Consider the following 23,343-nt stretch of genomic DNA (forward strand, 5'->3'; position numbering starts at 1 on the left):
TTATGCGTCACTCTGTGTAAATGAAAACTGTGGATCTAAACGACTATAGCCAAGCCCGGTTTGTTTTTTCACTTCAATCTGCACTGCGATCCGCTCCTTCATTGCGTCAATATGGCTAATCACCCCGATGGTTTTTCCACTGGCGTGTAAATTATCCAGTGCATCTAAAGCCATATCTAAGGTTTCTCGATCTAAGGTGCCAAATCCTTCATCCAAAAATAATGAATCGATGCTGGTTTTATGACTGACTAAATCTGATAATGCGAGCGCTAGCGCTAAGCTCACTAAAAAGCTTTCCCCGCCAGATAAGGTTTTTGTATCCCTGACAGTGTCACCCTGCCACGTATCGAGCACTTGCAGCTCGAGTGCTTCTGAGGCTTTTCGTTCTAATAAATATCGCCCATGTAAACGACTGAGCTGTTTATTGGCTAAATACACCAAATGATCTAAGGTCAAACCTTGAGCAAACTTTCTAAATTTATCGCCTTTCAGTGAGCCAATTAAGCTGTGTAAATACGCCAAATCATCATAATGTGTTTGACTGCTGGCGATTTTTTCAAATAACTGACTTTGATTATCCCGGCGCTTATCATCATCTTGGAGTGCTTGTTTCACTTGCCCTGTTTGCTCAACAAGCTGTTTCACATGTTGTTGTGCATCTGCCACGAGTCGCTCGACTTGTGGTAACTCATTGTCTTTCCAACTCGGGAGGGCTTTATTTTGGTGCTGCGATAATACAGACTCCGTTTGTGCGAACAAGGCCCTAGCCTGCGTATGCGCGGTTTCTAGCTGCTGCTTTAACCGCTGGATCTGTTGCTTGTGTTCAACAGGCAATAAAGCCGCAGCAAACCCTTCTTCATTGTCAAATTCACTGTCATTTAGCGCTTGTAACCACTGTATTTGTAGCAGGTTTTGCTGTTGTTCGTTGCGCTCTTGCTGCTGCTGGACGCCCTTTAACTCACCTAAAGTGGCTTGCTGTTGTTGCACCAGTTGCTGCAATTGTGAGGTTTGCTGTTCCAACATCTCATAACTAGCTTGCAGAGTCTGTTGCATCTGTAAGCGACTCGCTTCAGCATTTTCATCGCCAAACAATTGTTGCCTGCGCGCGCTCAGTTCGGTTAAAGCCCCCTGAAGCTGAGTGACTTTTTCTGCGCTTTGAGCCAGTAATTGCGTTAATTGAGTCGACTGAGTGGTTATTTGAGTCAAAGGCAATTGGACTTGATGATCTTGCTCAGTCAAGGATTTTCTTAAAACTTGTTGCTGTTCAAATTGCTGAACACGTTGCTCCATAGTTTGCAACCACAACCCAATTTCACCTGAGGCTGGCAGGGACAAATTTACCGCGCCTAACTCGGCCGATACCTGTTTTTTAAGCGCTGAACAAGCCTGTTGCTCTTGATCTAGCTCATCTTGTAACTGTTTGAATTGCCCGCGATGTTGTTCAATCTGTTGCAGAACTAGCGCATGTTGATGCATCCACTCCTTAACTGCATCATTACTGCTGTTTAATTGTATTTCTAATTGCTTTAATCCATCTTGTTGTAAATGAACCTCAGCCAATTGTGCTTTTAAAGCCTGTAATATGCGATCTTGTTTACTTAAGTATTCATTCAGTCCATCTGCATCAATCGCTTGTAATTGCAATGCACCTTGCTGGCACATTTGCTGCCATTTAAGGGTTAATTCTGCGCTTTCGTTTAACTGTGCCTGATACTGCAGCTTCGCTTTTTCTAATACACTATGAGATACGGCTTTTTTCTCTTTGACTTCATTTGCTTGTTTCTCGATCTGCGCTAATTGCAATTTGGCTTGTTCGCATTTTGCCTGATTGACGCTGATATCCAATTGCTGATATTCCGCAATCAGTGGATGTTCGCACGAGCCACATAAAGGGCAAGCTTCATCAGGCTGTAACTGCTGTCTTGCCTGCGTAAAATCTGCAATATGCTGCTCTTGTCGCAGCAACTTTTCTAGCAATTCCACTTGCTCACGTTGCAGTTTGTATTGGGTTCTAAATTGAGCTAATTGCTGCTCAAATTGATGCTCTTTTTGTGTTTCTTGATCGATGTCTTGTTGTAACTGCTGCTGGCGCATATTCCCGATCACTATGCGTTCGCTCAGTGCCGGTAACTGTAATGCATGCGCATGTTGGTCTTGATGTGTTTGCACCGCGAGTTGCAAAGAAGCGACCGTATCCCCCCCCAATAACTCTGTTATTCGTTGTTGTTGTTGATTAACGGCTTGTTGGTGTTCGCCTTGATTACACTGATGCTGTGCTAACTGTGCAGTGAAGCTGTCCACTTGCTCTGTCGCCTGTTCGATTTGTCGCTCTTTTTGCTTACAACGATCCGCTAAGTGCGTCACTCGCTTTTGAGTGTGCTCAACTGTCTGTAACTGCTCTTGCCAACGCGGTAACAACCGAGCAATCTGTTCATCATCTTTGTGACTGTTTAGATAGTTCTCACACTCTGTTAACTGGTTTTGTATGCTTTGTCTATTTTCCTGCAACGCTTTAAGCTCATGTTCAAGCTGTTTTTGCTGTTGTTGCTGGTGCTGCTGAGTGTGTTGTTCTTGGCTCAATAACTGCTGTTGTTGATTAATTTGATGATCAAGTGGGATCACTTGTTCATTTATTAGTTTCTCTTGTTCATTATGTTGTTGCTGCAACTGCCGATGGTTCGCACTGGATGCATTTAGTGTGTGCTCTTGGCCCTTTACGGCTTGTAGGTGCTGAACTGACAAAGCGTGTAGCTGCTGTTGCTGATCAGTGAGGTGTTGAGTTTGCTGTTTTTTTTCGTTTAATGTTTGAAACAAGGGCCTTAGCTGCTCTGCAGGTTCATTTTTGGCTAATTGGTGTAATTGCGGTTGATGGCTGATAAATGCTTGCTCAGCATGTTCAAGCTGGTGCTGTTGTTCACTCAATTGCGCTTGCAATTGCTGCACTTGCTGTAACCACGTTTGCTGTTGTTGCAAGTCGCGTAACTGCGCTTCACTTTGCTGTAATTCCTGCGTTAAAACCAACTGCTGTTGTTGATAATGCTCAAGAGTGTCAGCATCCAATAGCTCGACGCCTTGAGCCTGGGCTTTTAGCTCAGCCAAAGCTTGTTTAGACTGAGTAAACTCAAAGTGAACTTGCTCTGAAATCAATCCATAAATTTCGGTACCCGTGAGCTCTTCAAGTAATTCGGCTCGCTCATTTGGATCGGCATTCAAAAAGGCGGCAAACTGACCTTGTGACAACATCATGGATTTTGTAAAGCGTGCAAAGTCTAACCCTGTAATCGCTTCTATTTGCTGATTTTTTTGCTTGATTTGTGACGCTAAAATATCGCCGTCATGTATTTTAACCAACTCAACTTTTGCTTCTTGCAAATTGCCATCACTATTGCCTCTTGAGCGGCGTTGACTCCAAAATGCTCGATACCCTTCCCCTTTCACTTCAAACTCAACCTCAGCCAATGCATCAGCCGTGCCGCGAGTCATCAGTTCATTACTGGTTTTTGAAATCGAACTAAGGCGAGGCGTGCGATGATACAACGCTAAACAAATCGCATCCAATAGCGTGGTTTTACCTGCCCCCGTCGGGCCTGTGATAGCAAAAAGGCCATTATCGACAAAAGGAGGTTGAGTAAAATCAATTTTCCATTCCCCTTTAAGGGAATTGATGTTTTTAAACCGTAGACTTAATATCCGCATTATTCGCGCTCTCCTTGCTCAACGCTTGCGACTATTCGCGCAAAATGCTGACGCAGTCGAGTCAATCGAGGTTCGCACTCTTCTGTGAACGTTTCTTGGGCTAAGCGACGCTCAAATACATCGCTCGGGCTCAACTCAGTCAAGACCTCTTGCTGCTCTTGGGTGAGCGCGGTTTGACGAGCGCTTCGCGAACGCCGTAATTGCAACACTTCAACCGGTTTATGTTCACACAGCTCTGCGATGCGTTGCTGTAAGTCGGATAAATAATCATCAGTTTGCACTTCGATACACAGCCAAGTCACACAGTTGGCTGATTGATATGCTTCAAGTGCAGTGGCAATGTGCGCCACATCTCCTTTAATGACTGCCATTGCTTGGAATGCTGGCACGGGTATTGGCATTATCTTGCTTAAACGCTCATCGACAAACTCAGCAATCAACACTTGTTTTTGGGTGCCCAATTCATCAAAACTCAATGCTATCGGTGAGCCGCAGTAACGAATGTGCTCTGATTTGGCGACAACTTGCGGTCGATGAATATGGCCCAAAGCAATATAATCCGCAGGAGGAAACTCACTGGCTGCAAAACCTTCTAACGTGCCGATATAAATATCGCGCACAGAGTCAGAGCTTGTTACGCCCATTGCAGTTAAATGGCCAGTAGCAATGATAGGTAAGGGTAATCCAAGCTGTTCTTTTTTCGCGACTGCAGCCTGATAAACAGCTTGGTAATGCTCTGCGATAGCACGTCCGAGTGCTTGTTGCTTGTAGTCAGCGGATTCACCCGCCTGACTCTTTAACACATCTTTAGGGCGAATAAAGGGAATGGCACACACTAGTGCGCCTGGCTGGTTGTGTTGATTGTTGATCACGACCACTTGCTGTTCAACATCATCCAATGCAGAGGTAATCACATGCGCATTCAGATAAGCCAACAACCCTTTTGATTCATTAAGTGTTGCCACAGAATCATGGTTACCAGCTAGCACCAAGAGCGGGCAGCCAAGTTGATTCATTTTCACAACAAATCGATTATACAACTCACGCGCATAACTGGGTGGCGCACCGGTATCAAACACATCACCAGCAATAATCACAGCATCGACCTCATACTCCTGCACAGTTTGCAGCAGCCAATCAATAAAGGCATCATGCTCATTTTGCCGACTTTTGCCCATAAAATGTTGGCCTAAATGCCAATCGGAGGTATGCAGGATTTTCATAATGATCTCAACAACAAACAAGCTGCTATTATTACAAGCTGAACGCAGAAGATAAACGCTTTGGAGAAATGATTCACCTAAATGAGGATATAAACGCTGATCAAATCAGCACTGTTAACTTATGAACATGCTTTTGAGGCATCTTGAATGATACGATCTGTTTCTCCTGAATTTTGAAACTCATAAAGGGCGGTGTTTATTTCACGCAGTAATGTTGGCCAATTGGGTGATTTCTTGCTGAGCGCAAAATACAAGGCGTTGTATTTTAGAGGCGGTTTTACCTCTTCAACGCTGTTTAGCAGTGCTGTTTTGTCTGCTAGGCTTAAATCTGAATAACTAACTGAATATCTCAATACTGTTGGATCGCCAATTATTAAGTTGACTCGCCTTGCATGCAACACTCGCATCAGCTGGAGATCATCAACCACTTTGAGTTCGTTAAATTCATTATTATCCATCATAGCGTCGAACTCAGGGGTATTTTGATACCCCCTCACTACGCCAATATACTCTTTACGCAAGTTTGCTAAATTGCCATTAAATTTATCGGGCTCCCCCTTTCGCTTTAAAAAGCCGATTTCACCGCCAGGGAATTCATTGGATAATGCAAGTAACTGATGGCGTTTTTTACCTAGTATAGTATCTGATGGCGATGCATCTTCGATAAAATATTCAGGAAACAAAATATCCACATGGCCGAGCTCGACTTCGCGCACCGCCCTAGCCCAAGGTAAAAAGCTAATTTGTACCTCATACCCTTTGCTTACCAACAGTGCCACCGTAAATTGAAACACCCAACCTTTATTACACAGGTGCTCTCCAATGTAGGGAGGCCAATCAAGGGTGGCCAATTTTATAACGCGATCGGACTGCTGATTAAAAACATAAACACCGCTGACTTTTCGGCCTGTAACGAGATATTGTGAACCCTGATACACATAGCCTACTGAAACTTCTTCAGCCTTCACCGCTGATAAAAAAGAAAAAAAACAGCACAGCCATAGGCAGATAAAACGCATCGATTATCCAACTTACTAATAATTATTAAATTGTAGAAGCTAAGAGATAAACGACCAGCAAAAGACAACTATTTTAACTAAATAGTTTTTTGCGCACCATAGCGCGATACTCAGTTGGGGTTGCGCCCAATGCTTGCTTGAAGATGCGGGTTAGATGGCCTTGATCTAAGTAACCAACCAAGTCGGCGATTTCTTGAATCGACAAATTAGACGATCCTAACAGCTCCTTGGCCGCATTAATTTTTAGTTGCTGCCAAAACTCAGTCGCGCGGCTTCCTGTGGCTGCTTTAAAGCGACGCGTAAAAGTGCGTTGGCTGATACCAAATTGCTCTGCAACTTGTGCTAATGTCGCCTGCGAGGATAAATTAGTACGCATCCAAAACTGAATTTGTGCAATCAGTTCATCTGGATGACGATCCACCGCGCCTTCCAAATAACGCTGCTCTTCATAAGGTTTGCGAATTTCATGAGAAAAATTTCGCTCAACATGGTTAGCCGCGCTGCGACCATACAATTGATCAATCAAATGCACCACAATATCTGCTAATGCATTTAAGCTCGCCGCACAGTAAATTCGCTCTGATTGAGTAATAAAAAAATCAGGTTTAAGCACCACTTTTGGGTAATCACGCTTAAATTGCTCGACATAATGCCAATGAGTTGTGGCTGAATGATGGTCAAGCAAACCTGACTCTGCTAAAAAACAAACTCCCGTCCCTACGCCAATTAGAGTTGAGCCTTGCTGCCAGAGCGTTTTCAACCAATCAACCAATGCTAAGTTCGTACGTAACACTGGCCGGGGATTACGCCATAAACTCGGCGCAATCACTATATCAGCCATCGCCGCCTGCTCTAATGCTACATCGGGCTTAATCGTTACCCCTGCACGTGAATCTATACAGGCTAACGTTTGCCCGACTAGCTCTATCGATAACGTCACCGCTTGAGAGTTATAACGCAGTGCATATGCTTCTCCCGCACGCAGCATTTCTAAAGGTAAAGTTAAGCTGGTTGCCAACATATGGGGGTAAACGAGCAAAGCAATTTTAGTAACCTGCTGCTCTTGGTTATTCACTGGCATAGTAATGAAAATGAGATTAAATCAACAATTCGGCCATTATGACATAAATTTTGGCCAGATAAACCAATCGTTAATCTTAAAATAAGCATACACTGTCGCCATATTCGGTTTTCAACACTTTTTAATAGAGGATCATCATGTCAGTATTACCTCTTGTAGTCGGAATGGGCGGTATCAATGCCGCAGGCCGTACCTCATTTCATCAAGGCTTTCGTCGCATCGTTATCGATAAACTAACGGCGCAAGCGCGCCAAGAAACATTTTTAGGCCTCGCCACATTAATGAACTTGGTCAGTTACCAAGAAGGTCAATTGCGTGATCAAGCGGGTCACTGTGTAGATGCAGATCAAATAGAAGCAACCTTTGGTGAGCAAATTTTAGCAGGCACCTTGATCCGAAAAATCGAAAAAAATCATTTTGACCCAGACGCCACCCATTGCCATCAAAAGATGACTTTGATCCCAAGTGATGGCGCGGTCGTGTTTGAAACCCGTACCCGTGATTTACCGACCCCAGTGCCAAATAGTTGGGTCGTGACTGAACTTGAAAAAGGCCGCGTCAAAGTAGAAATCAGTGAAAATTTAGTGGTCACCCACGATAGCTATCGTGATAACCCGATTAAAGCTGCAGGGCAATTCCCGACCGGTTTTGAGCCCGCTAATTTATACAATAGTCGTTATCAGCCACGAGGTTTACAAGCAACTATTTTTGCTGCGAGTGATGCGATTCATTCGGTCGGTATTGATTGGCAAGATATCATGCAGCACATTAACCCAGATCAAGTCGGCACTTACTCTGCATCAGTCGCAGGACAAATGCACGATGAAGGATTTGGTGGACTCATGAAAAGCCGCTTATTAGGGGATCGTGTTAGTACCAAAAACCTTGCACTTGGTTTGAACACGATGTCGACCGACTTTATTAATGCCTATGTGACCGGCAACGTCGGTACAACCTTTACCGCCTCGGGTGCTTGTGCAACGTTTTTGTATAACTTAAGCGCCGCGGTCAATGATATTCAAGCTGGCCGAATTCGCGTGGCGATTGTCGGCAGTGCCGAAACAGCCATTACCCCTGAAATAGTCGAAGGTTTTGGTAATATGAGCGCCTTGGCCAATGAAGAAGGCCTTAAACGCTTAGACGGCACTGAAACTGCCGATCACCGTCGTACTAGCCGTCCATTTGGTGAAAACTGTGGATTTACCATCGGTGAAGGCGCGCAATTTGTCGTGTTAATGGATGATAAACTCGTAATAGAAACAGGCGCTCAAGTAATGGCTGGAGTCCCTGATGTCTTTATCAATGCTGATGGCATTAAAAAGTCTATCACAGCTCCGGGTCCCGGCAATTATATCACTATGGCCAAGTCAGTCGCGTTAGCACAGAGTATTTTAGGTCCCGAAGCAGTGAAAGAGCGCAGCTTCATTTTGGCTCATGGCTCAAGTACCCCGCAAAACCGTGTAACTGAATCACTCATTTACGACAAAGTTGCAAACGCATTTGAGATCACTAATTGGCCTGTTGCGGCACCCAAAGCCTTTGTTGGTCATACAATCGGGCCTGCAAGTGGCGATCAAATGGCGATGGCGCTTGGCATCTTTAGTCACAATATCATGCCTGGGATCACCACAATCGATAAAGTAGCAGATGATGTCTATGCTGATCGCTTAGATATTCGTACAGAACACTATGACTGCGCCGAAATGGATATTGCGTTTATTAACTCCAAAGGGTTTGGTGGCAATAATGCAACAGCCCCGGTTTTTTCACCTAATGTATGCATCAATATGCTCACAAAACGCTACGGTGATGAGGCAATGACTCAATATCAAACCAAACTTACGCAAGTGAAACTAAAACAAACCGCTTATCAACAGCAAGCTGATTTAGGACAGTTTGACCTGATTTATAAATTTGGCGACGGCCAAATTGATGAAAACGAACTGACGATTAATGAGCAAGCAATTAGTTTGCCTGGATTTGACAATCCTATCGCCTTGAGTCAACACAATCCATTTAGCGATATGGTTTAAATCTTTTTAAAAAGCCACTAAGTGGCTTTTTTTATAACTTTTTGTACACTTAATGGATAAAGTTAAAAGGAATTTAATGTGTTGAGAACCTTATGTTTTGTTTTGCTATTCGGGATGACGTTCCCAACTTTGGGTAAATGTTTACTTAACTTAGCCGCCCCTACTGACATTTCAGTTTTACAAAATGAAATCAAACGCCTAAAGCGAGCATACCAACGCATTGAATGTGAAGTTAAGATTCACCCTATGCCAGCAAAGCGTGCTATTCGACAGGATAACCTAGACAATAACATCGACGGTGAAGTGGTCCGGTTTGAAGATTTTAGCCAAATAGTCCCAAGCTATATTAAAGTAGAACCTGCAATAACAGTGATGAGTGTTTTTGCGTATTCAAAACATGCTGAATTTTCACCAATCTCTTGGCAGGCAATACATGACTATCGCATTGCAACTGTCAGAGGATTCGTCGTTATCGATCAACAGCTCGACAATCACCTGAACAACACAGCACTCACTAACAGTGCACAAGTGATTCAATTACTTGAGAAAGATCGGGTTGAGCTTGTGGTGTTACCTGAATTATTAGCATTTTTTACTGACAAAAATGTCAAACAGCTCTCTCCGCCTTTGCTGTCAGTACCACTTTATCATTTTTTACATCAACGCAACCAACACCTTGTCGCCCCATTAAGCAAAGCTCTACAAGCTGAATTTGAGCAAGAATCGGTACTTCCCTAAAACACGTTCCCTTTACATTATCATCTTGCCACGTAAAATTACGGGGTATAAAAATGAGTAGCCACTATGTATCGTTTTGTTTTAATTAGTCTGTTTCTAAGTTGCCAGATCTGTGAAGCGTCGGCTAGAAAAGTTGTGTATCAGTATATTCAGTCTGATGGCACCATAGCATTTACTGACCAGCAACCTCTGAAACAGCAATATAATGTGTTGTCTTTTGAATGCTTTGCCTGTGATCTCAGCTCGCAAGTTGATTGGTATCATACTCAGTTGTTTAATCTGCAGTATCAAAATGAAATCCTTCAAGCCAGTGTTGAACATCAGGTCCCGGTCGCACTCATTAGAGCGATGATCCACGCTGAATCCGCTTTTGACCCCAGCGCAGTCTCAAAAAAAGGCGCAATTGGTTTAATGCAATTAATGCCTGACACAGCTAATCAACTTGGGGTGCATAACCCACATATGCCTCGTGAAAATATTAAAGGCGGCGTGAAATACTTAGCTCAGCTTATCGATACGTTTAATGGCAATATTAAGCTCGCCACGGCAGCCTATAATGCAGGCCCAAGTGCTGTGAAAAAATATCAAGGGATCCCTCCTTTTGCAGAAACTCAAGCCTATGTAAAACGAGTCAATATCTTGCATAAGCGCTACCAACAAGCAACGAGCATTCATCGCAATAACAGCTAAAAACTTTTCGGTTAAGGGAAGATTCAGTTAACTACTGTATGCTCTGTCTGGTATTTAACTTATCCCTTGTAGTTTATTGCGATTGTGCTAATCACAATAAGCGCCCAAGCCAGCAACTCTCTGCTGGCTTTTTTATCTCGGTTAATTCACGCAATCAAGATCCCCGAATTACTCTACACTGTTACCTAAACCACTCTTAAATGTATCAAAAGCAAAATATGACAAAACTGAAGACAACTCCAACTCAGCAGTCAGTCGAACAATTTATTGACGCTCTGGACAACCCAAAACGACGCGCTGACTGCCTAGCATTACTGGCTTTATTTACGGCTGCAACCAAACTATCAGCAGTGATGTGGGGAGACAATATGATTGGGTTTGGGCAATATGAGTATCAGAATAGCGCAGGAAAAAACCAATGGTTTTTAACCGGTTTTTCACCTCGAAAACACGATTTAACAATTTATATTATGTGTGGATTCGAGCAACTCACACCACAACTTGAGTTACTCGGAAAACACCGCCACACAAAATCGTGCCTTTATATTAAGCAGCTAAGCGACATAGATTTGGATATTTTGCGGACAATCATTCAAGATTCCGTCGCACAAATGAAGCATCGTTATGGTTAGTTTTTCGCTACATGACGGTGGAAAATAAAAATCCGTTCACAACCGACACCGCACAGTGATACAACATGCGGTGTCAGATATTTAGATTATGGCTGCATTTGATACACAACCTCACCATCAAATACGGTCAGCGTAACTTGGGTATGTTTCAGCTGCTGGAAAGCCGTCGTGGTAATATCCCGATCAAGCACCACAAAATCAGCACGCTTGCCCACTTCGATTGACCCCACCAAATGCTCTTGTCTCATCGTGTAAGCACCATTAATTGTATAGGCACGAATAGCTTGGTCGAGCGTCAACTGCTCTGGCGCACGATTGACGGCATTATGAAGACCTAAAAATGGATTAAAGTGGCTGACACTCCAATCACTACTTAAGGTTAATCGAGCCCCCACATCAGTCAGTGATTTGATCGGCACTAAATGGTCGGCGCGCTCGTGTCCAAGCAACTCACTGTTTTCAGCCCAATGGGCTGGGTTGGTGAAGTCTCCTGCAACTTGTGCATCTGCAGTGACATTTAGTTGCGCAAAACGCTTATAATCTGCCGGATCAACCACTTCGACATGAGTAATACGGTGACGACCTTGCTCGTTGCTAGCATTTTCTACCGCATTAAGTGCCTCTGTGATTGCACGGTCACCAATTCCATGCATATGAAAATCAAATCCCAGCGGTTCAAGTGCTTTTATGTATTTTTCAATACGCGATTGGCTGAAATAGTTCAAACCTATGTTGCCGTACAGGCCGAGTAAATCGTATTGGTACGGTTCATGTAGCGCTGCAGTGCTATTAACTAAAATGCCATCAGAGTAAAGTTTTATTTGATTGATCTTGACTAATTTATCATCATTTTTTTGATAAAGTTCAGCTAACATTTTTAACTGCTTTTCATCATTCAGCTCAGGGTAAGCCCACAGGCCAAGATTCACTCGGACAGTCAATTGTTCTGCTTGTTCAGCTTTTTGCCAAACTAAATGTTGATCGCGTTGCCAATAACTACGCGCATCACTGATGGAAGTAATTCCGTATTTAGCAAATTCAGGTAAGGTGTATTCGATTAAACCTAAATACTCATTTTCTGCATTATGGCCAATGGCATTCAGCGCTTGCTGCATCACAATATTGCCAGCATTATCATATAAAATGCCATTTAATACGCCATGTTGATCTCGACCTAATACTCCTCCAATCGGATCTGGACTCGCATTGCTTAAATGTGCCAATTCCATCGCTTTAGAGTTCACCCACATAGAGTGTGATGTTTGTTCCATGATAATGACCGGCCGATTGGGGACCGCTTCATCTAAAATCTCTCTTGGTGAACGCTCGGCGTCATGCAACGTAGCAATTGAATGCCCATAGCCGATTAACCACGCAGTGCCAGGAAATGCCAAGCTTGCCTGTGCGATTGGATCGATAAAGCGCTCAGGATCTGTTTGTGCTTCATCTAAAGTAAATTGGGTGCTGTCTGAGCCACTTTCGAGAGGGTGAATATGGACGTCATGAAAACCCGGCATCAAAGTACGCCCTTTTAAATCAAAAACCTTAGTATGATCGCCAATATAGGCCTCAACTTGCGATGTCGACCCGACAAAAACAATCTTATTGCCTTTAACCGCAACTGCTTGAGCGAAGGGCTGATCTGAATTAACTGTATATACTTGTCCATCGAGATAAACCTGATCTGCAATCGTTGAGCTTGCATCTATCTGTTGGTTTTCTTGGTTTGTGTTTGATTGTTTCGTGCATGCGGCTAACGATAAACTGGTTATCGTGAGCAGCATCACACCGACGATGTGTGTCATAGTTTTCATTGCTAAACTCCCAATTAAATAAGCCTGAGTAACTTAACATAGCTAAGGTAACCGCAAGGTAACGGCTCAAAGAGCAACAGTGCTACAATTGAGACTATCGCCAACGTTTATCCATCGAGTCCCTGTGTAATGATAGTGTTACTTGCCGAAGATGAGAGCCATTTAGCCACTTTAATTATTGATTATCTTGAAGCCGAAGGTGTTGAGTGTGATTACGCACCCAATGGTCGGGTTGCACTTAATTTATTAAATAATCAACATTACGATGCTGCGATTTTAGATATCGAAATGCCCTATTATAATGGGTTCAGTGTCTGCGAACAGTTGGCAACATTAGCAACATGCCCGCCTGTGATGTTTATCAGTGCTCGCACTGACATTAAAGATAAGCTGACCGCTTTTTCGCTGGGCGCGGTCGACTATTTATGTAAACCATTCGATTTGGCTGAATTATCAGCACGGCTTAAAATTATCACGCGGGTCAAACAGCCTAAACAAACCAGCCAGTTTACCCTCGATACGTTATTGGTCGATTATGATCAGCGCCAGATTAGCCGTGGAAAAAGGGAGATCACTTTATCACCTAAACAATGGCAATTGCTTGCTCTGCTTAGTGATCACAGCCCAAATCTAGTCCCCAAAGAGCAGATAATGTCCATATTATGGCCTGATCAAAGTGACAACACAGATAAGTATAAAACCTTGCTTAATCGCTTAAGGCATAATTTACAACGTGATGGAGAAACGCTGATTTTACATACTCATCGAGGCGCAGGAGTGACATTAAGTGACTGAAAAAAATTCTTTTTTACGCTTTTTACATCAACAATTGAGCGTCATTTTTATTTTAGTCTGCGTGATTGTTATTTGTTTGCTCACCTATAGCCATTATGTTGGTTTAGATGATTCAACCCATTATTACATGCATTACGAAGCACAAACATTAAGTGAGGTGTATAAAAGTGGTGATGAAATTATCGAGTTTGATCCTGAGATCAAAGAATATTATTTTTCAGCCTCCACACTACCAATAGCATTACAGTCTTATCTCCCATTACCACTCAACGAAGTACACCTCATCGAGCGCCTCCATCAACTGGTTTATATTTTGCCTTATCAAGCCGAGACTGACACCCCGATTTTTTATGTACTCCACTACTTTGAAAATGAGGCGATCATTGCTGAAGCTCAGTGGTTAACTGTCATTTGTTTATTGATCTTACTGAGCTTTTTTATATACCTGTACTTTTTAGGCCATCATTTAGCGTCGCAACTCAATACCTTCACGCCTTGGATTAAACAATTAGCAACTCAGCATAACCCCTTACCACTGCCAAAAAATTTGCGCTTCAGTGAATTACTGACTCCCTTGCAGCTACTTAATAAAATTAAACAAGAAAATGCTGATCTCCTTATCCAACAACAGCAAGCTGCTGTACAACACACACTGTTTTTGCAATTTTTGGCTCATGAATTACGTACACCCATTGCGATTCAACAAGCTGCGTTTTCACGTTTAGCACAACTAGATGATATACATGAAGAAGTTTGGCAAACAATCTATAAAGCTGAGCTTGCGGCAGAGAAAATGAAACAATTGAGCCACCGCTTATTGCTGCTTTGGCAACATCAGCCTATCGACTCAGCTACAATCGATATACGAGCAAGTATTGAACGTACCTTGCATGGGATGCCACCCAGCCCACACAGGTTGCAGGTTAAGTATCAGCCTCACGAACAATTAGGAACCGTAGAGCACAACCCCGAACTTTGGCAATTGTTAATCGACAATATCATCCAAAATGCAGCCAAGTATAGCCAAAATGGCGTGCTAAATATTTGCCGACAAGACTCAAAACTTTGCTTTTCAAATCAGGTAGCTATGCCGAGCGATTCTCTGCAAGGCACAGCTAAAGGCGAGAGCTATGGAGTCGGTTTGTTTATCATAAAGCAAGTATGTCAGCGATTATCAATTTTACTTAGTATTGAGCAAAGCGCCGACACTTACCAAGTTAGTTTAACGATCAACAAGTAACCGGACCAACGTCCGACTATTTCAGTGATAATTCCACGCTAATATTGCCACGAGTCGCGTTAGAATATGGACACACTTGATGTGCTTGCTCAACCAATGCCTGAGCTTGATCTTTTTCCATTTCACCTAAGGACACCACCAATTTCACGGCAATACCAAAACCGGCAGGGATCGGACCAATCGACACTTCTGAGTCAATATGGGTATCTTTAGGAAGCGCAATTTTAGCTTGTCCTGCAACAAATTTTAATGCGCCGATAAAACAAGCAGCATAACCGGCAGCAAAAAGTTGTTCAGGGTTAGTGCCTTGGCCATCATCGCCACCCAAACCTTTTGGCGTCGACAAGTTCACATTAAGTCGCCCATCATCAGATTTTGCCGAACCTTCGCGACCTCCTGTTGCAGTTGCCGTAGCCGTATAAAGTACGTCATTTAATACATTCATAGTGATTCCTTAATTAACTGAGTTTTGAGTAGTGAGCAAAAAAATACTTTGCATGCAAAGTAATATACGCCGATTTTTAATGATTGCAAATACTTTGCACACAAAATAAAATATTTTTAAGGAGACGCTTATGACTTATTCACAGTTACAACTCGATAAACAGGTCTGCCATCGACTATACATGGCTTCAAATGCATTAATACGGGCATACCGGCCTTTATTAGACACGTTAGATCTCACCTACCCTCAGTACGTGGTTATGATGGCGCTATGGCAGCAAGATGAAGTGACTATTCATTCGCTGTTAGAAAAAACAGCCATAGATGGCGGGGCGATGACACTGATTTTGAAAAAAATCCAAAGCAAAGATCTGATTCAGATCGCGGCAAATAAAGACGATAAACGCCAAAAAGTGGTAAAACTTACATCTAAAGGAGCTGACTTAGCTCACCAAGCGGCAGTCATTCCTGAACAGATTAAATGTGCATTTCCCACTATTACTCAAGATAATATCAATCAGCTGATTGAGTTACTCGATAAAGTCTGCCATGACCTCAACCCGCGTTAATTCAGCATAAAAAAGGCGAGAATCTATCTCGCCTGCATAGTGTTAAACCCATATGCGCGCTATTTTAGACAATATGTCAGCATGCGCTCATTATAAGCTTTGGCGTAATCTCGGCCTTTGTTCCACCACTTTTTGTGTTCAGGGTTGGTTATCACATCTCCCATGCCCGGCATCATTCGCGTTTGGCATTGGGTTTGTGCCTGTGTGATTTGCTCATCGCTCAAGCCCGGAATTTTCATACCTCTGCCAGCTATCGCCCAAAGCCGGAAGTCTTGTTCAGCTATCGCATTTTCAAGGTCTGTATCAACATCAGCGTTTGCTAACCAATTCAATGATGCAATAGGACTCGCAGGTTCGCTGACGCTTGAGGCGGCTTGATCATCACAGCCAACTAACAGGAGTAAGTAAATAACAATGACGTAATTTTTCATACTGATCCCTTAAACTATTTTTTCATTGCGTTTGCATAGCGACGATAAACCAACAAAGCACATAGGTTAACCCACCACCAGCCTAAGCTGCCACCTCCCCCACCTTGATCAGTGTTTTCAACTGGGGTCGGTGTGGCTGTTACTGTGATGGTAACTTGTGCATTACTACTGCCGCCTTGGCCATCGCTGATGCTGTAATTCAATGTTTCAGTTCCTGTGAAACCACTTGCCGCTGTGAAGGAGACCTGAGCGCCATCATGACTAACGGCTCCGGCGCCACTCGTCGATGCACTGCTGATCTGAAGCGGATCACCATCTACATCAGTGTCATTAGCGAGTACATTAATCACCACGCTGCTATCTTGCACCATAGACACACTATCATTACCTGCGGTTGGCGCATCGTTTACAGCATTGACTGTTAGCGTAATACTGCCATTGCTACTGAGATCATCATCGCTGACCGTTGCATTAACAATCAGCTGGCCATTAAAGTTCGCAGCAGGAATGACTCGATTCCCCTCTAAAGTATAGTGTTCACCTGCTTGTAAACTCAAAGACAATTCAGCCAAGGTGTTATCTGGGTCGACAATTGAAATTAAGTTTTTATCTATGGTAATAGACGTATCTTCATCAAGCGAAATAATCGCTGAATCTTGGATCATCGGTGCATCATTGACGGCAGTCACAGTGACAACCATCGGAAAAATATTACTGTCTAACTCGCCGTCATTCACTTGGACATTCACACTTAAAAATCCTGTGTAATTTAACGCTGGGGTATAAGTCGCACCACTCAAAGTGTAATTATCACCGGCAACAATCTTCACTGTATGTTGCCCTTGGCTGGTGTCACTATCAATGATGGTGATTGCTGCAAGACCTATTTGGGCCGTAGTATCTTCATTAATAACTTGTGCTGTAATTGCTGAAATCATTGGCGCATCGTTAACCGGGTTAACCGTAACTGCCAAATTAAAAGTATTACTATTAAGTTGACCATCATTGACTGTCACTGGCACAGTTAAAACCCCACTGAAATTTGCACTGGCTGTGACTGATTGGCCACTCACGGTATAATTTTCACCCGCTGAAAGAAGCATTGTAAAACCTGTTGGGTAGTTACTGTCAGGATCGGTCACTTGGAGATCTGAAAACGCGATTTCAATGGTGCTATCTTCATCACCACTGATTGCTTGTTGACCTGTAATCACAGGCGGCTGCGCATCTGGATTCACACCTGTAATGGTAAATGCTCCTGCGTTGACAGCATAAAAAATATTGTCTGAACACTGGATTTTTAATCGCGCGTTATTGGTATTGACTTCCGGAACTTGTACATTTTCGCTGCCATCATTGGCTGTGTTTGTGGCAATAAGGTGGCTAAACGTCCCACCTCCATCTGACGACACATGAATATCCACTTCTGTACATGAAATTGGCGCATTGTGTGTGCCTGCAGGGTCCCAAGTGACTGTCGGGGTGGTATTATGCAGCCAGTTTTGCCCCTGACTTGGCACGCTCACTTTAAAAGGTCCGGCATTAGCCGTGACCGTCACTATCATGTCATCACTGGCGGTATTGCCCACACCATCTCGGGCAATTAACCGAAAGTTGAGCGAACGATTGGTCACCGCCATGGTTTCACCTATCGTTTTACTGGCATTTAAAACATCATTTAAGCGTGGCAAATAACGAACTGGGGAACTCGTTGGCAGCCACGAACGGAACAATGGACGACTGCCATCATCGACCATTTCAGCGAGACTGCTAGATTCAGTGCCTAAGTCAAATTGTTCCCATGAATACGTTAATGCATCGTTATCTGTTGCCGATCCCGTCAGTACAAATGGGGTATTCACTGGAATAGTATAATCGTTACCGGCACTCACTACAGGCGCAGGATTATTCAACGCAGTACTACTGGCACAACTACCCGATTGTGCAATGTATGCATTTATTTGTGCGACTGAATGTGAGTGGAAAAAAGCGTCACTATTATTTTGTAGGTTTTGCTCATCACAAATCCCTGCATAAGCCATAATGGTCGAGCCACTGCCCGGTTCATATGCATCGTTGGCTGAACGAGTACCACAATTACCTGATAAGCCATTAAAAGTATGCTGGCCACCAAATTGATGCCCGATTTCATGAGCAACATAATCAATTGAAAAAGCATCATTAATTGGGTTTCCTGAGCCTGTCATCCCTCCCCACTTAAGGTTACCGCAAACCACGCCTAAGTAAGCCACCCCCCCACCGCCAGTATTCATTACATGACCGATATCATAATTGCTACTGCCAATATTAGAATTCATCACAGACTCATTACTGTCTAAATCCGTGTCATCATTAGCATAGGGATCGGTATTAGCATCAGTAAACACCACACTGTCATTATTGCCAACAAGCTCTAAACGTACACCAAAATCATTCACGTACACTTGATTTACTCGGTTGATAATCGTCACAATAGCGGCGAGGCCTAATTCTTTTGTACCGCCATGAAAAGCTGTAAACTCACCGGCTGCAGCCACTGCAATCCGATAAGTTTTAAGGGTATCGTTACGTCCTTGCAAAACTGGATACTGACTCGCATGGCCATGACTAGGTGGCAAAAGCACTTCATCGTAACGCAGGCCATTATTTTGTATGAGGTTTCGTTTAAAATAACTGACATATTGCTGATTATTCCCCTTAATTAGCGGGTCGATCATCACCCACTCACCTTGATAAAAGACCATTGCATGAAAACCATGCGGGGTGATATCAAAACGGCCAACATTGCGGCTATCACCTACTTGTTGACCTGAAAAAGTCCGAATCGATGGGTAACGTTCAGCCAGTGCAGCTTGATAAACAGGATCATACGTCAATGTAAATAATTGAAAATCACCATCCGGCATAGGTAAGCGGAGAGTCAGTCTGGAAGAAACCAATAATTGCTGCTCTAACGAGCTAATATTGGCGACTAACAAGCGGTACTTTTTGGGAGCGACATTAACATTATTAATCTGTGTCAGCGGCTCGCGGCTTTCAATATCATGCCAAAGTGATGGCGTAGCATGGAGACCGGTTAAGGGGAGTGCAAATACACTAAGCAAAAAGAAGTTTAATATCAAACGAGTCATTTTATCACCGAACAAAAATTAAACAATATTCACCAGTGTAGGCGACGCTGACTCATTTAGGAGTAAAACTTAATAAAACCTTCAATCCGCCAATTAAGGAAGGCTGGGCGTCAACTCAACTAACCCGGCTTTAATCTGCATATCAAGAGGAATATTCATCAGCAGCTGCTCTGTCGAGTTACGGCCTTTCAGGGTATAAATTGGGTTTGCCTGCAAAAACTGTTCAACTAGCGCTTGAAAATTATCATCTAATGGTTTTAAGTTTCCTTTATATCCAGAAGCCTCTACCGAAGAATGTAAAATCACTAATTGTTGTAAATACACACTGTGATCTTGCTGGCGATACAGAGGCTTAGCTTCAAACGCTGAGTTCAATATTATTGGGTACCTTAACCCAAACATACTCACACTCGCTTGTGCTTCAACCGCTAAACGAACCACATCACGGCCATCTGGCCCAATGGTAAAATGTGCCTGTTTCACAACCAAAGTCACCGGGATCCCCATGATCCGCAGTTCATCGGTCAGACTCGATAGTTGAGTCGCAACTTGTTGATTAATTGTGTGTTCACTCACTTGATACAACGCCAGCGAATTGATGCTGTTACAACCAGCAAGACTCACAGCCCAACCAAGCAACATGCAATAAAAAAAACGCGTTTTAAAATAGCTTCTCATGGCCCATCTCTATTTAGGAATTGACGCTCTATCTTACCATTTAGTGTTAAGGTTTTAAGCACGCATACAACTAACCAAGCACTTTATAGAAACAATCGGAAACACTTAATTGTAATTGCTCGGTTGGTTATATGCTCTAGAAATTATATTATTATTAAAAAATACACAGACTTAAATTAAACATGCTTTCTTTAAAAAACAGTTCAACTTTAGTATGTGTGGCTCTTCTGAGTGCTTGCTCTAGCAATCACATCACTACCATCCCGACAGCGGACAATTTAGTACTTAAATCAGAGAGCCGCTACATCAACCAACATAAAGGCCATAAAGGTTACCCTGTTACTTGCTCACAAGCATGTTATAGTCCCCGTCCAGAGCTAAGTTGTGAAATCAATCAACCCGCCTCACAATGCCACTATACCGAGGCTCAAATCACGCCAAAGTTGGCCACTGGCTTTAGTGTTAAATGGCTAGGCCATGCCAGCTTTAAAATTACGACTCCCGATAACCAGCATATTTTAATCGATCCTGTTTTTGATCAATTTGATTGGCCTGTTGATGTGGCATTCAAATGGACTGGCGGTTTGTATCGACAAAAACCAAGCCAACTTAATGATGCAGAGCTGCGAGAAACAAATGCAGTGCTCTATTCGCACTTACATTATGACCATTTTAACAAAGCTGATTTACACACCATTGGCACACGCCCCACTTATTATGTGCCGCTTGATATGGCCAATTACTTCCCCGATGGAGGCTATAACATTACTCAAATGCCTTGGTATAGCCAACAAAAGCAAGGAGGGATCACCATACACTCCGTACCTGCTCATCACTTCAATAGTCGATATCTCATTCCGTTTTATAATGATAATGAACAAGCTTTATGGGGGGGCTGGATTATTGAAAGCCAGGGTAAAACACTCTTTTTTGCCGGCGATACCGGTTACTCACAGCATTTTAAAGACATCCAACAACGTTATGGCGACATCGATGTCTGTTTAATGCCCATCGCTTCCTACCATAGTGAGCAATACCCGAAGTGGTATCGTTATGTACATACCACACCCGAAGATGCACTCACAGCGGCAGCAGATCTAAACTGTAAGGTGATGATCCCCTGGGGGTATGGTAACGCGACATGGCAAATGGGTGACAAAAGTTCTCACTCAGCACTTGTCAGGCTGCTTAACATGTACGAACAAATGCTATCGCCTGTACCTCTGTATATTTTGAATGAAGGCGATGCTATTGGGCTTTAATATGCATATTTTTGCAAAAATAAGCTTGACCTATCGCTGTAGCGGATAAATTGAAATTCATCGTTTGGCGCCAGACAACCGTGTTTGCGCCCAAGCGAACTGCTTGATTATGCATATCGTTCATCATACCTTGCACCAACGCTTTATCGGAAGTAAACCAGTAGCTGAGCCAATTTCCTTGCGAGCCGATGACCTCGCCTTTTAGCTGACAATTGAGCCGCTCTTGCGCTGAAAAAACAAATTCAACAGACTGTGAGGCCTCTTTAGGAATGGTCTCACAGCCAACTAACAACAACCCAATCAAAATGACGAAATAGCGCATTAAAACCATTCACCTTTATTGAATCGATAAATCAAATTGATACTCGCTGTATCATCGAGTGTATCGTAGCGGGTGCTGATAAAGCGTTTCACTTCTGATTGCATCGCGAGTTTATTCGTGAATTGATAGTGAAGTCCAACCCCAAAACTTGAGGTGACGGTTTTACGGTCACGATCCTGATCACGCATTTCTTCACCAATGCCGACCATCACATAAGGACGTAAACGCGCTTCTTGATTGAAATAATACTGTCCATTCACGCTATAATTTTCATAGGCCAAGTTTTCACCTGTATGAACATCTTCGAGGTGAGCCCGGGCATAACTCAAGCGGGCCGAAAAAGCGCGAGAAAAATAAAGTCCTAACGAGGCTTCGATAAATGGGCCATTTTTAACCCCCCATTCAGGGTCTAACTGGGTATAACCAGTACCCAACCCAAGCCCTATGATGCTGGTATCAATCGGGTCTTGGGTATGCGAAAAGTAGTCTTGTGTATAAGGAGACGGACGATACGCTTTTCCTGAGCCGAGTTGATAATTCACCGATAATTCAAATTGCGTTTCAGTCTCACCATTGGGTGTTAACACAGTTTTGGGGCCAATATAGCCAGTGCCTGCTTGCACTATCTGTTTATCAAACAATGAATTAATTGAATCACCCAGGCCATCGACAGGGTCAAGTAAAAATAACGCGGTTTTACCTAAAAAATCCGATCCCCAAACCTGAGAACCTTCTTTCCTAATTTGTTGCTCTTTCTGAAAAGCCCACTCACCTACCGCCCAACCTAAAACTGGGGTCACCACTAAATCTTGAATAGCGGGCACTTCTGCAAACGCTTCAACACCATATTCCCAATAAAACGTCGACATGGTCAGCGCATATAAAAACGAGTCCCACTGGCGATAACCTGATTTACGAGCCACTTGATAATACACGCCACCAAAATAAGGGTGACCGATGTAGTTAATCCAAGCTGCATCGCGATCCCAGACCGGGCCTTTGGTGACATTACTGCCCCATTTGCGAAAGACTTCCCCCTCTTTATCCCAATTTGATACATCTTCAGGCAACAAATAGATAAAACCAATTACACCTAAACCATACCCAAAAATAGACTTGGTTTGAGACCATAAGCGATCACTGTTTTCACCATTTTGAGCATTAAATAAACTCACAGTGTAGGGATTTTCAAAAGCAATGGGCTGTGCTTCATTGTATTCAAAACTGGAGTTAGTAATCATAAACGCAGAGCGCTCAACCTGTTGAATCATTTCAACTTCATTGGCACTAACAAGAGGCGAGAACGTCAGTAAAATAGCCGACAGTGAAAGAGAAATCCGAAACATCAAGCGTTCCTTTGCAGTATTGAGTCTTTAGCTGATTGTGACATAAATATAAAAGATCACAATTAGCAGATTACTCTATTTTAAAATCAACAAAACAAACACTTGGTACAATTAAATGAAATTCAGCAGTCAATTTAGCGCCACTCCAACCGCCACCGACGACCTGCGTTTTCCTCACGCATGATAAGACCATTGCGAC

At 43.1% G+C, this 23,343-nt stretch carries 19 protein-coding genes; 8 read left to right on the forward strand and 11 right to left on the reverse strand.

What is annotated here, in order from left to right; genetic code table 11:
- From AC3KVK_RS19025 to AC3KVK_RS19040, 4 genes are all read right to left on the reverse strand, one after another.
- Entirely contained in the window at positions 1 to 3,696 is a 3,696-nt protein-coding gene (locus AC3KVK_RS19025; RefSeq protein ID WP_490310078.1) for an AAA family ATPase, read from the reverse strand.
- Positions 3,696 to 4,919: an exonuclease subunit SbcD gene (gene sbcD / locus AC3KVK_RS19030; protein ID WP_490310077.1), complete on the reverse strand. Its 1,224-nt coding sequence runs from the start codon at positions 4,917 to 4,919 to the stop codon at positions 3,696 to 3,698. The genes AC3KVK_RS19025 and sbcD overlap by 1 nt, the downstream gene beginning before the upstream one ends.
- Positions 4,920 to 5,038: 119 nt before the next feature.
- Positions 5,039 to 5,938, reverse strand: coding sequence for a substrate-binding periplasmic protein (locus AC3KVK_RS19035; RefSeq protein WP_490310076.1), 900 nt, complete (start codon positions 5,936 to 5,938; stop codon positions 5,039 to 5,041).
- A 73-nt stretch (positions 5,939 to 6,011) separates the two neighbouring features.
- The gene (locus AC3KVK_RS19040; protein ID WP_490310075.1) at positions 6,012 to 7,019 is read right to left on the reverse strand and encodes a GlxA family transcriptional regulator; all 1,008 of its coding nucleotides are present in this window, start codon (positions 7,017 to 7,019) and stop codon (positions 6,012 to 6,014) included.
- A gap of 137 nt (positions 7,020 to 7,156) precedes the next feature.
- Here AC3KVK_RS19040 and AC3KVK_RS19045 point away from each other — a divergent pair, with 137 nt between their 5' ends.
- The 4 genes from AC3KVK_RS19045 to AC3KVK_RS19060 all read left to right on the forward strand — a co-directional run bounded on the left by AC3KVK_RS19045 (position 7,157) and on the right by AC3KVK_RS19060 (position 11,112).
- Positions 7,157 to 9,052: a beta-ketoacyl synthase gene (locus AC3KVK_RS19045; RefSeq protein ID WP_490310074.1), complete on the forward strand. Its 1,896-nt coding sequence runs from the start codon at positions 7,157 to 7,159 to the stop codon at positions 9,050 to 9,052.
- A 78-nt stretch (positions 9,053 to 9,130) separates the two neighbouring features.
- Positions 9,131 to 9,790: a transporter substrate-binding domain-containing protein gene (locus AC3KVK_RS19050; RefSeq protein WP_490310073.1), complete on the forward strand. Its 660-nt coding sequence runs from the start codon at positions 9,131 to 9,133 to the stop codon at positions 9,788 to 9,790.
- Between the two features lie 66 nt (positions 9,791 to 9,856).
- Positions 9,857 to 10,480, forward strand: coding sequence for a lytic transglycosylase domain-containing protein (locus tag AC3KVK_RS19055; RefSeq protein ID WP_490310072.1), 624 nt, complete (start codon positions 9,857 to 9,859; stop codon positions 10,478 to 10,480).
- Between the two features lie 218 nt (positions 10,481 to 10,698).
- On the forward strand, positions 10,699 to 11,112 hold the full coding sequence (locus AC3KVK_RS19060) for a DUF1801 domain-containing protein (RefSeq protein ID WP_490310071.1): 414 nt from the start codon (positions 10,699 to 10,701) through the stop codon (positions 11,110 to 11,112).
- 86 nt (positions 11,113 to 11,198) lie between these two features.
- Here AC3KVK_RS19060 and AC3KVK_RS19065 read toward each other — a convergent pair whose 3' ends face one another.
- Positions 11,199 to 12,926: an amidohydrolase gene (locus AC3KVK_RS19065; RefSeq protein WP_490310070.1), complete on the reverse strand. Its 1,728-nt coding sequence runs from the start codon at positions 12,924 to 12,926 to the stop codon at positions 11,199 to 11,201.
- A gap of 129 nt (positions 12,927 to 13,055) precedes the next feature.
- Between AC3KVK_RS19065 and AC3KVK_RS19070 the strand changes: the two genes are divergently transcribed.
- Positions 13,056 to 13,721, forward strand: a complete 666-nt coding sequence (locus AC3KVK_RS19070; RefSeq protein WP_490310069.1) for a response regulator transcription factor — start codon at positions 13,056 to 13,058, stop codon at positions 13,719 to 13,721.
- On the forward strand, positions 13,714 to 14,961 hold the full coding sequence (locus AC3KVK_RS19075) for a sensor histidine kinase (RefSeq protein WP_490310068.1): 1,248 nt from the start codon (positions 13,714 to 13,716) through the stop codon (positions 14,959 to 14,961). Before AC3KVK_RS19070 ends, AC3KVK_RS19075 begins: the two co-directional genes overlap by 8 nt.
- A gap of 16 nt (positions 14,962 to 14,977) precedes the next feature.
- Here AC3KVK_RS19075 and AC3KVK_RS19080 read toward each other — a convergent pair whose 3' ends face one another.
- Positions 14,978 to 15,406, reverse strand: coding sequence for an organic hydroperoxide resistance protein (locus AC3KVK_RS19080; protein WP_490310067.1), 429 nt, complete (start codon positions 15,404 to 15,406; stop codon positions 14,978 to 14,980).
- Positions 15,407 to 15,536: 130 nt separating this feature from the next.
- Here AC3KVK_RS19080 and AC3KVK_RS19085 point away from each other — a divergent pair, with 130 nt between their 5' ends.
- Complete coding sequence (locus AC3KVK_RS19085) at positions 15,537 to 15,974, forward strand: MarR family winged helix-turn-helix transcriptional regulator (RefSeq protein WP_490310066.1); 438 nt, start codon at positions 15,537 to 15,539, stop codon at positions 15,972 to 15,974.
- A 59-nt stretch (positions 15,975 to 16,033) separates the two neighbouring features.
- On the opposite strand, the gene AC3KVK_RS19090 is transcribed toward AC3KVK_RS19085, so the two are convergent.
- From AC3KVK_RS19090 to AC3KVK_RS19100, 3 genes are all read right to left on the reverse strand, one after another.
- Positions 16,034 to 16,405, reverse strand: a complete 372-nt coding sequence (locus AC3KVK_RS19090; protein WP_490310065.1) for a hypothetical protein — start codon at positions 16,403 to 16,405, stop codon at positions 16,034 to 16,036.
- Positions 16,406 to 16,419: 14 nt separating this feature from the next.
- Positions 16,420 to 19,536, reverse strand: a complete 3,117-nt coding sequence (locus AC3KVK_RS19095; protein WP_490310064.1) for a tandem-95 repeat protein — start codon at positions 19,534 to 19,536, stop codon at positions 16,420 to 16,422.
- A 93-nt stretch (positions 19,537 to 19,629) separates the two neighbouring features.
- Positions 19,630 to 20,214, reverse strand: coding sequence for a YceB family lipoprotein (locus tag AC3KVK_RS19100; protein ID WP_490310063.1), 585 nt, complete (start codon positions 20,212 to 20,214; stop codon positions 19,630 to 19,632).
- 182 nt (positions 20,215 to 20,396) lie between these two features.
- Here AC3KVK_RS19100 and AC3KVK_RS19105 point away from each other — a divergent pair, with 182 nt between their 5' ends.
- A complete protein-coding gene (locus tag AC3KVK_RS19105) occupies positions 20,397 to 21,476 on the forward strand; it encodes an MBL fold metallo-hydrolase (RefSeq protein ID WP_490310062.1) in 1,080 nt (359 codons plus the stop codon).
- Here AC3KVK_RS19105 and AC3KVK_RS19110 read toward each other — a convergent pair.
- The gene (locus tag AC3KVK_RS19110) at positions 21,463 to 21,798 is read right to left on the reverse strand and encodes a DUF4156 domain-containing protein (RefSeq protein WP_490310061.1); all 336 of its coding nucleotides are present in this window, start codon (positions 21,796 to 21,798) and stop codon (positions 21,463 to 21,465) included. The genes AC3KVK_RS19105 and AC3KVK_RS19110 overlap by 14 nt on opposite strands.
- Positions 21,798 to 23,144, reverse strand: a complete 1,347-nt coding sequence (locus AC3KVK_RS19115) for a DUF3943 domain-containing protein (RefSeq protein ID WP_490310060.1) — start codon at positions 23,142 to 23,144, stop codon at positions 21,798 to 21,800. The genes AC3KVK_RS19110 and AC3KVK_RS19115 overlap by 1 nt, the downstream gene beginning before the upstream one ends.
- Positions 23,145 to 23,343: the final 199 nt, after the last annotated feature.

Source organism: Pseudoalteromonas sp. J2K-J979 (assembly GCF_058169715.2).

What these genes read in the sequence shown, in the direction of transcription:
- AC3KVK_RS19025 (WP_490310078.1), bottom strand. Translation starts at nt 3,696, where the DNA reads ATGCGGATATTAAGTCTACGGTTTAAAAACATCAATTCCCTTAAAGGG.
- sbcD (WP_490310077.1), bottom strand. Translation starts at nt 4,919, where the DNA reads ATGAAAATCCTGCATACCTCCGATTGGCATTTAGGCCAACATTTTATG.
- AC3KVK_RS19035 (WP_490310076.1), bottom strand. Translation starts at nt 5,938, where the DNA reads ATGCGTTTTATCTGCCTATGGCTGTGCTGTTTTTTTTCTTTTTTATCA.
- AC3KVK_RS19040 (WP_490310075.1), bottom strand. Translation starts at nt 7,019, where the DNA reads ATGCCAGTGAATAACCAAGAGCAGCAGGTTACTAAAATTGCTTTGCTC.
- AC3KVK_RS19045 (WP_490310074.1), top strand. Translation starts at nt 7,157, where the DNA reads ATGTCAGTATTACCTCTTGTAGTCGGAATGGGCGGTATCAATGCCGCA.
- AC3KVK_RS19055 (WP_490310072.1), top strand. Translation starts at nt 9,857, where the DNA reads ATGTATCGTTTTGTTTTAATTAGTCTGTTTCTAAGTTGCCAGATCTGT.
- AC3KVK_RS19060 (WP_490310071.1), top strand. Translation starts at nt 10,699, where the DNA reads ATGACAAAACTGAAGACAACTCCAACTCAGCAGTCAGTCGAACAATTT.
- AC3KVK_RS19065 (WP_490310070.1), bottom strand. Translation starts at nt 12,926, where the DNA reads ATGAAAACTATGACACACATCGTCGGTGTGATGCTGCTCACGATAACC.
- AC3KVK_RS19070 (WP_490310069.1), top strand. Translation starts at nt 13,056, where the DNA reads ATGATAGTGTTACTTGCCGAAGATGAGAGCCATTTAGCCACTTTAATT.
- AC3KVK_RS19080 (WP_490310067.1), bottom strand. Translation starts at nt 15,406, where the DNA reads ATGAATGTATTAAATGACGTACTTTATACGGCTACGGCAACTGCAACA.
- AC3KVK_RS19085 (WP_490310066.1), top strand. Translation starts at nt 15,537, where the DNA reads ATGACTTATTCACAGTTACAACTCGATAAACAGGTCTGCCATCGACTA.
- AC3KVK_RS19090 (WP_490310065.1), bottom strand. Translation starts at nt 16,405, where the DNA reads ATGAAAAATTACGTCATTGTTATTTACTTACTCCTGTTAGTTGGCTGT.
- AC3KVK_RS19095 (WP_490310064.1), bottom strand. Translation starts at nt 19,536, where the DNA reads ATGACTCGTTTGATATTAAACTTCTTTTTGCTTAGTGTATTTGCACTC.
- AC3KVK_RS19100 (WP_490310063.1), bottom strand. Translation starts at nt 20,214, where the DNA reads ATGAGAAGCTATTTTAAAACGCGTTTTTTTTATTGCATGTTGCTTGGT.
- AC3KVK_RS19105 (WP_490310062.1), top strand. Translation starts at nt 20,397, where the DNA reads ATGCTTTCTTTAAAAAACAGTTCAACTTTAGTATGTGTGGCTCTTCTG.
- AC3KVK_RS19110 (WP_490310061.1), bottom strand. Translation starts at nt 21,798, where the DNA reads ATGCGCTATTTCGTCATTTTGATTGGGTTGTTGTTAGTTGGCTGTGAG.
- AC3KVK_RS19115 (WP_490310060.1), bottom strand. Translation starts at nt 23,144, where the DNA reads ATGTTTCGGATTTCTCTTTCACTGTCGGCTATTTTACTGACGTTCTCG.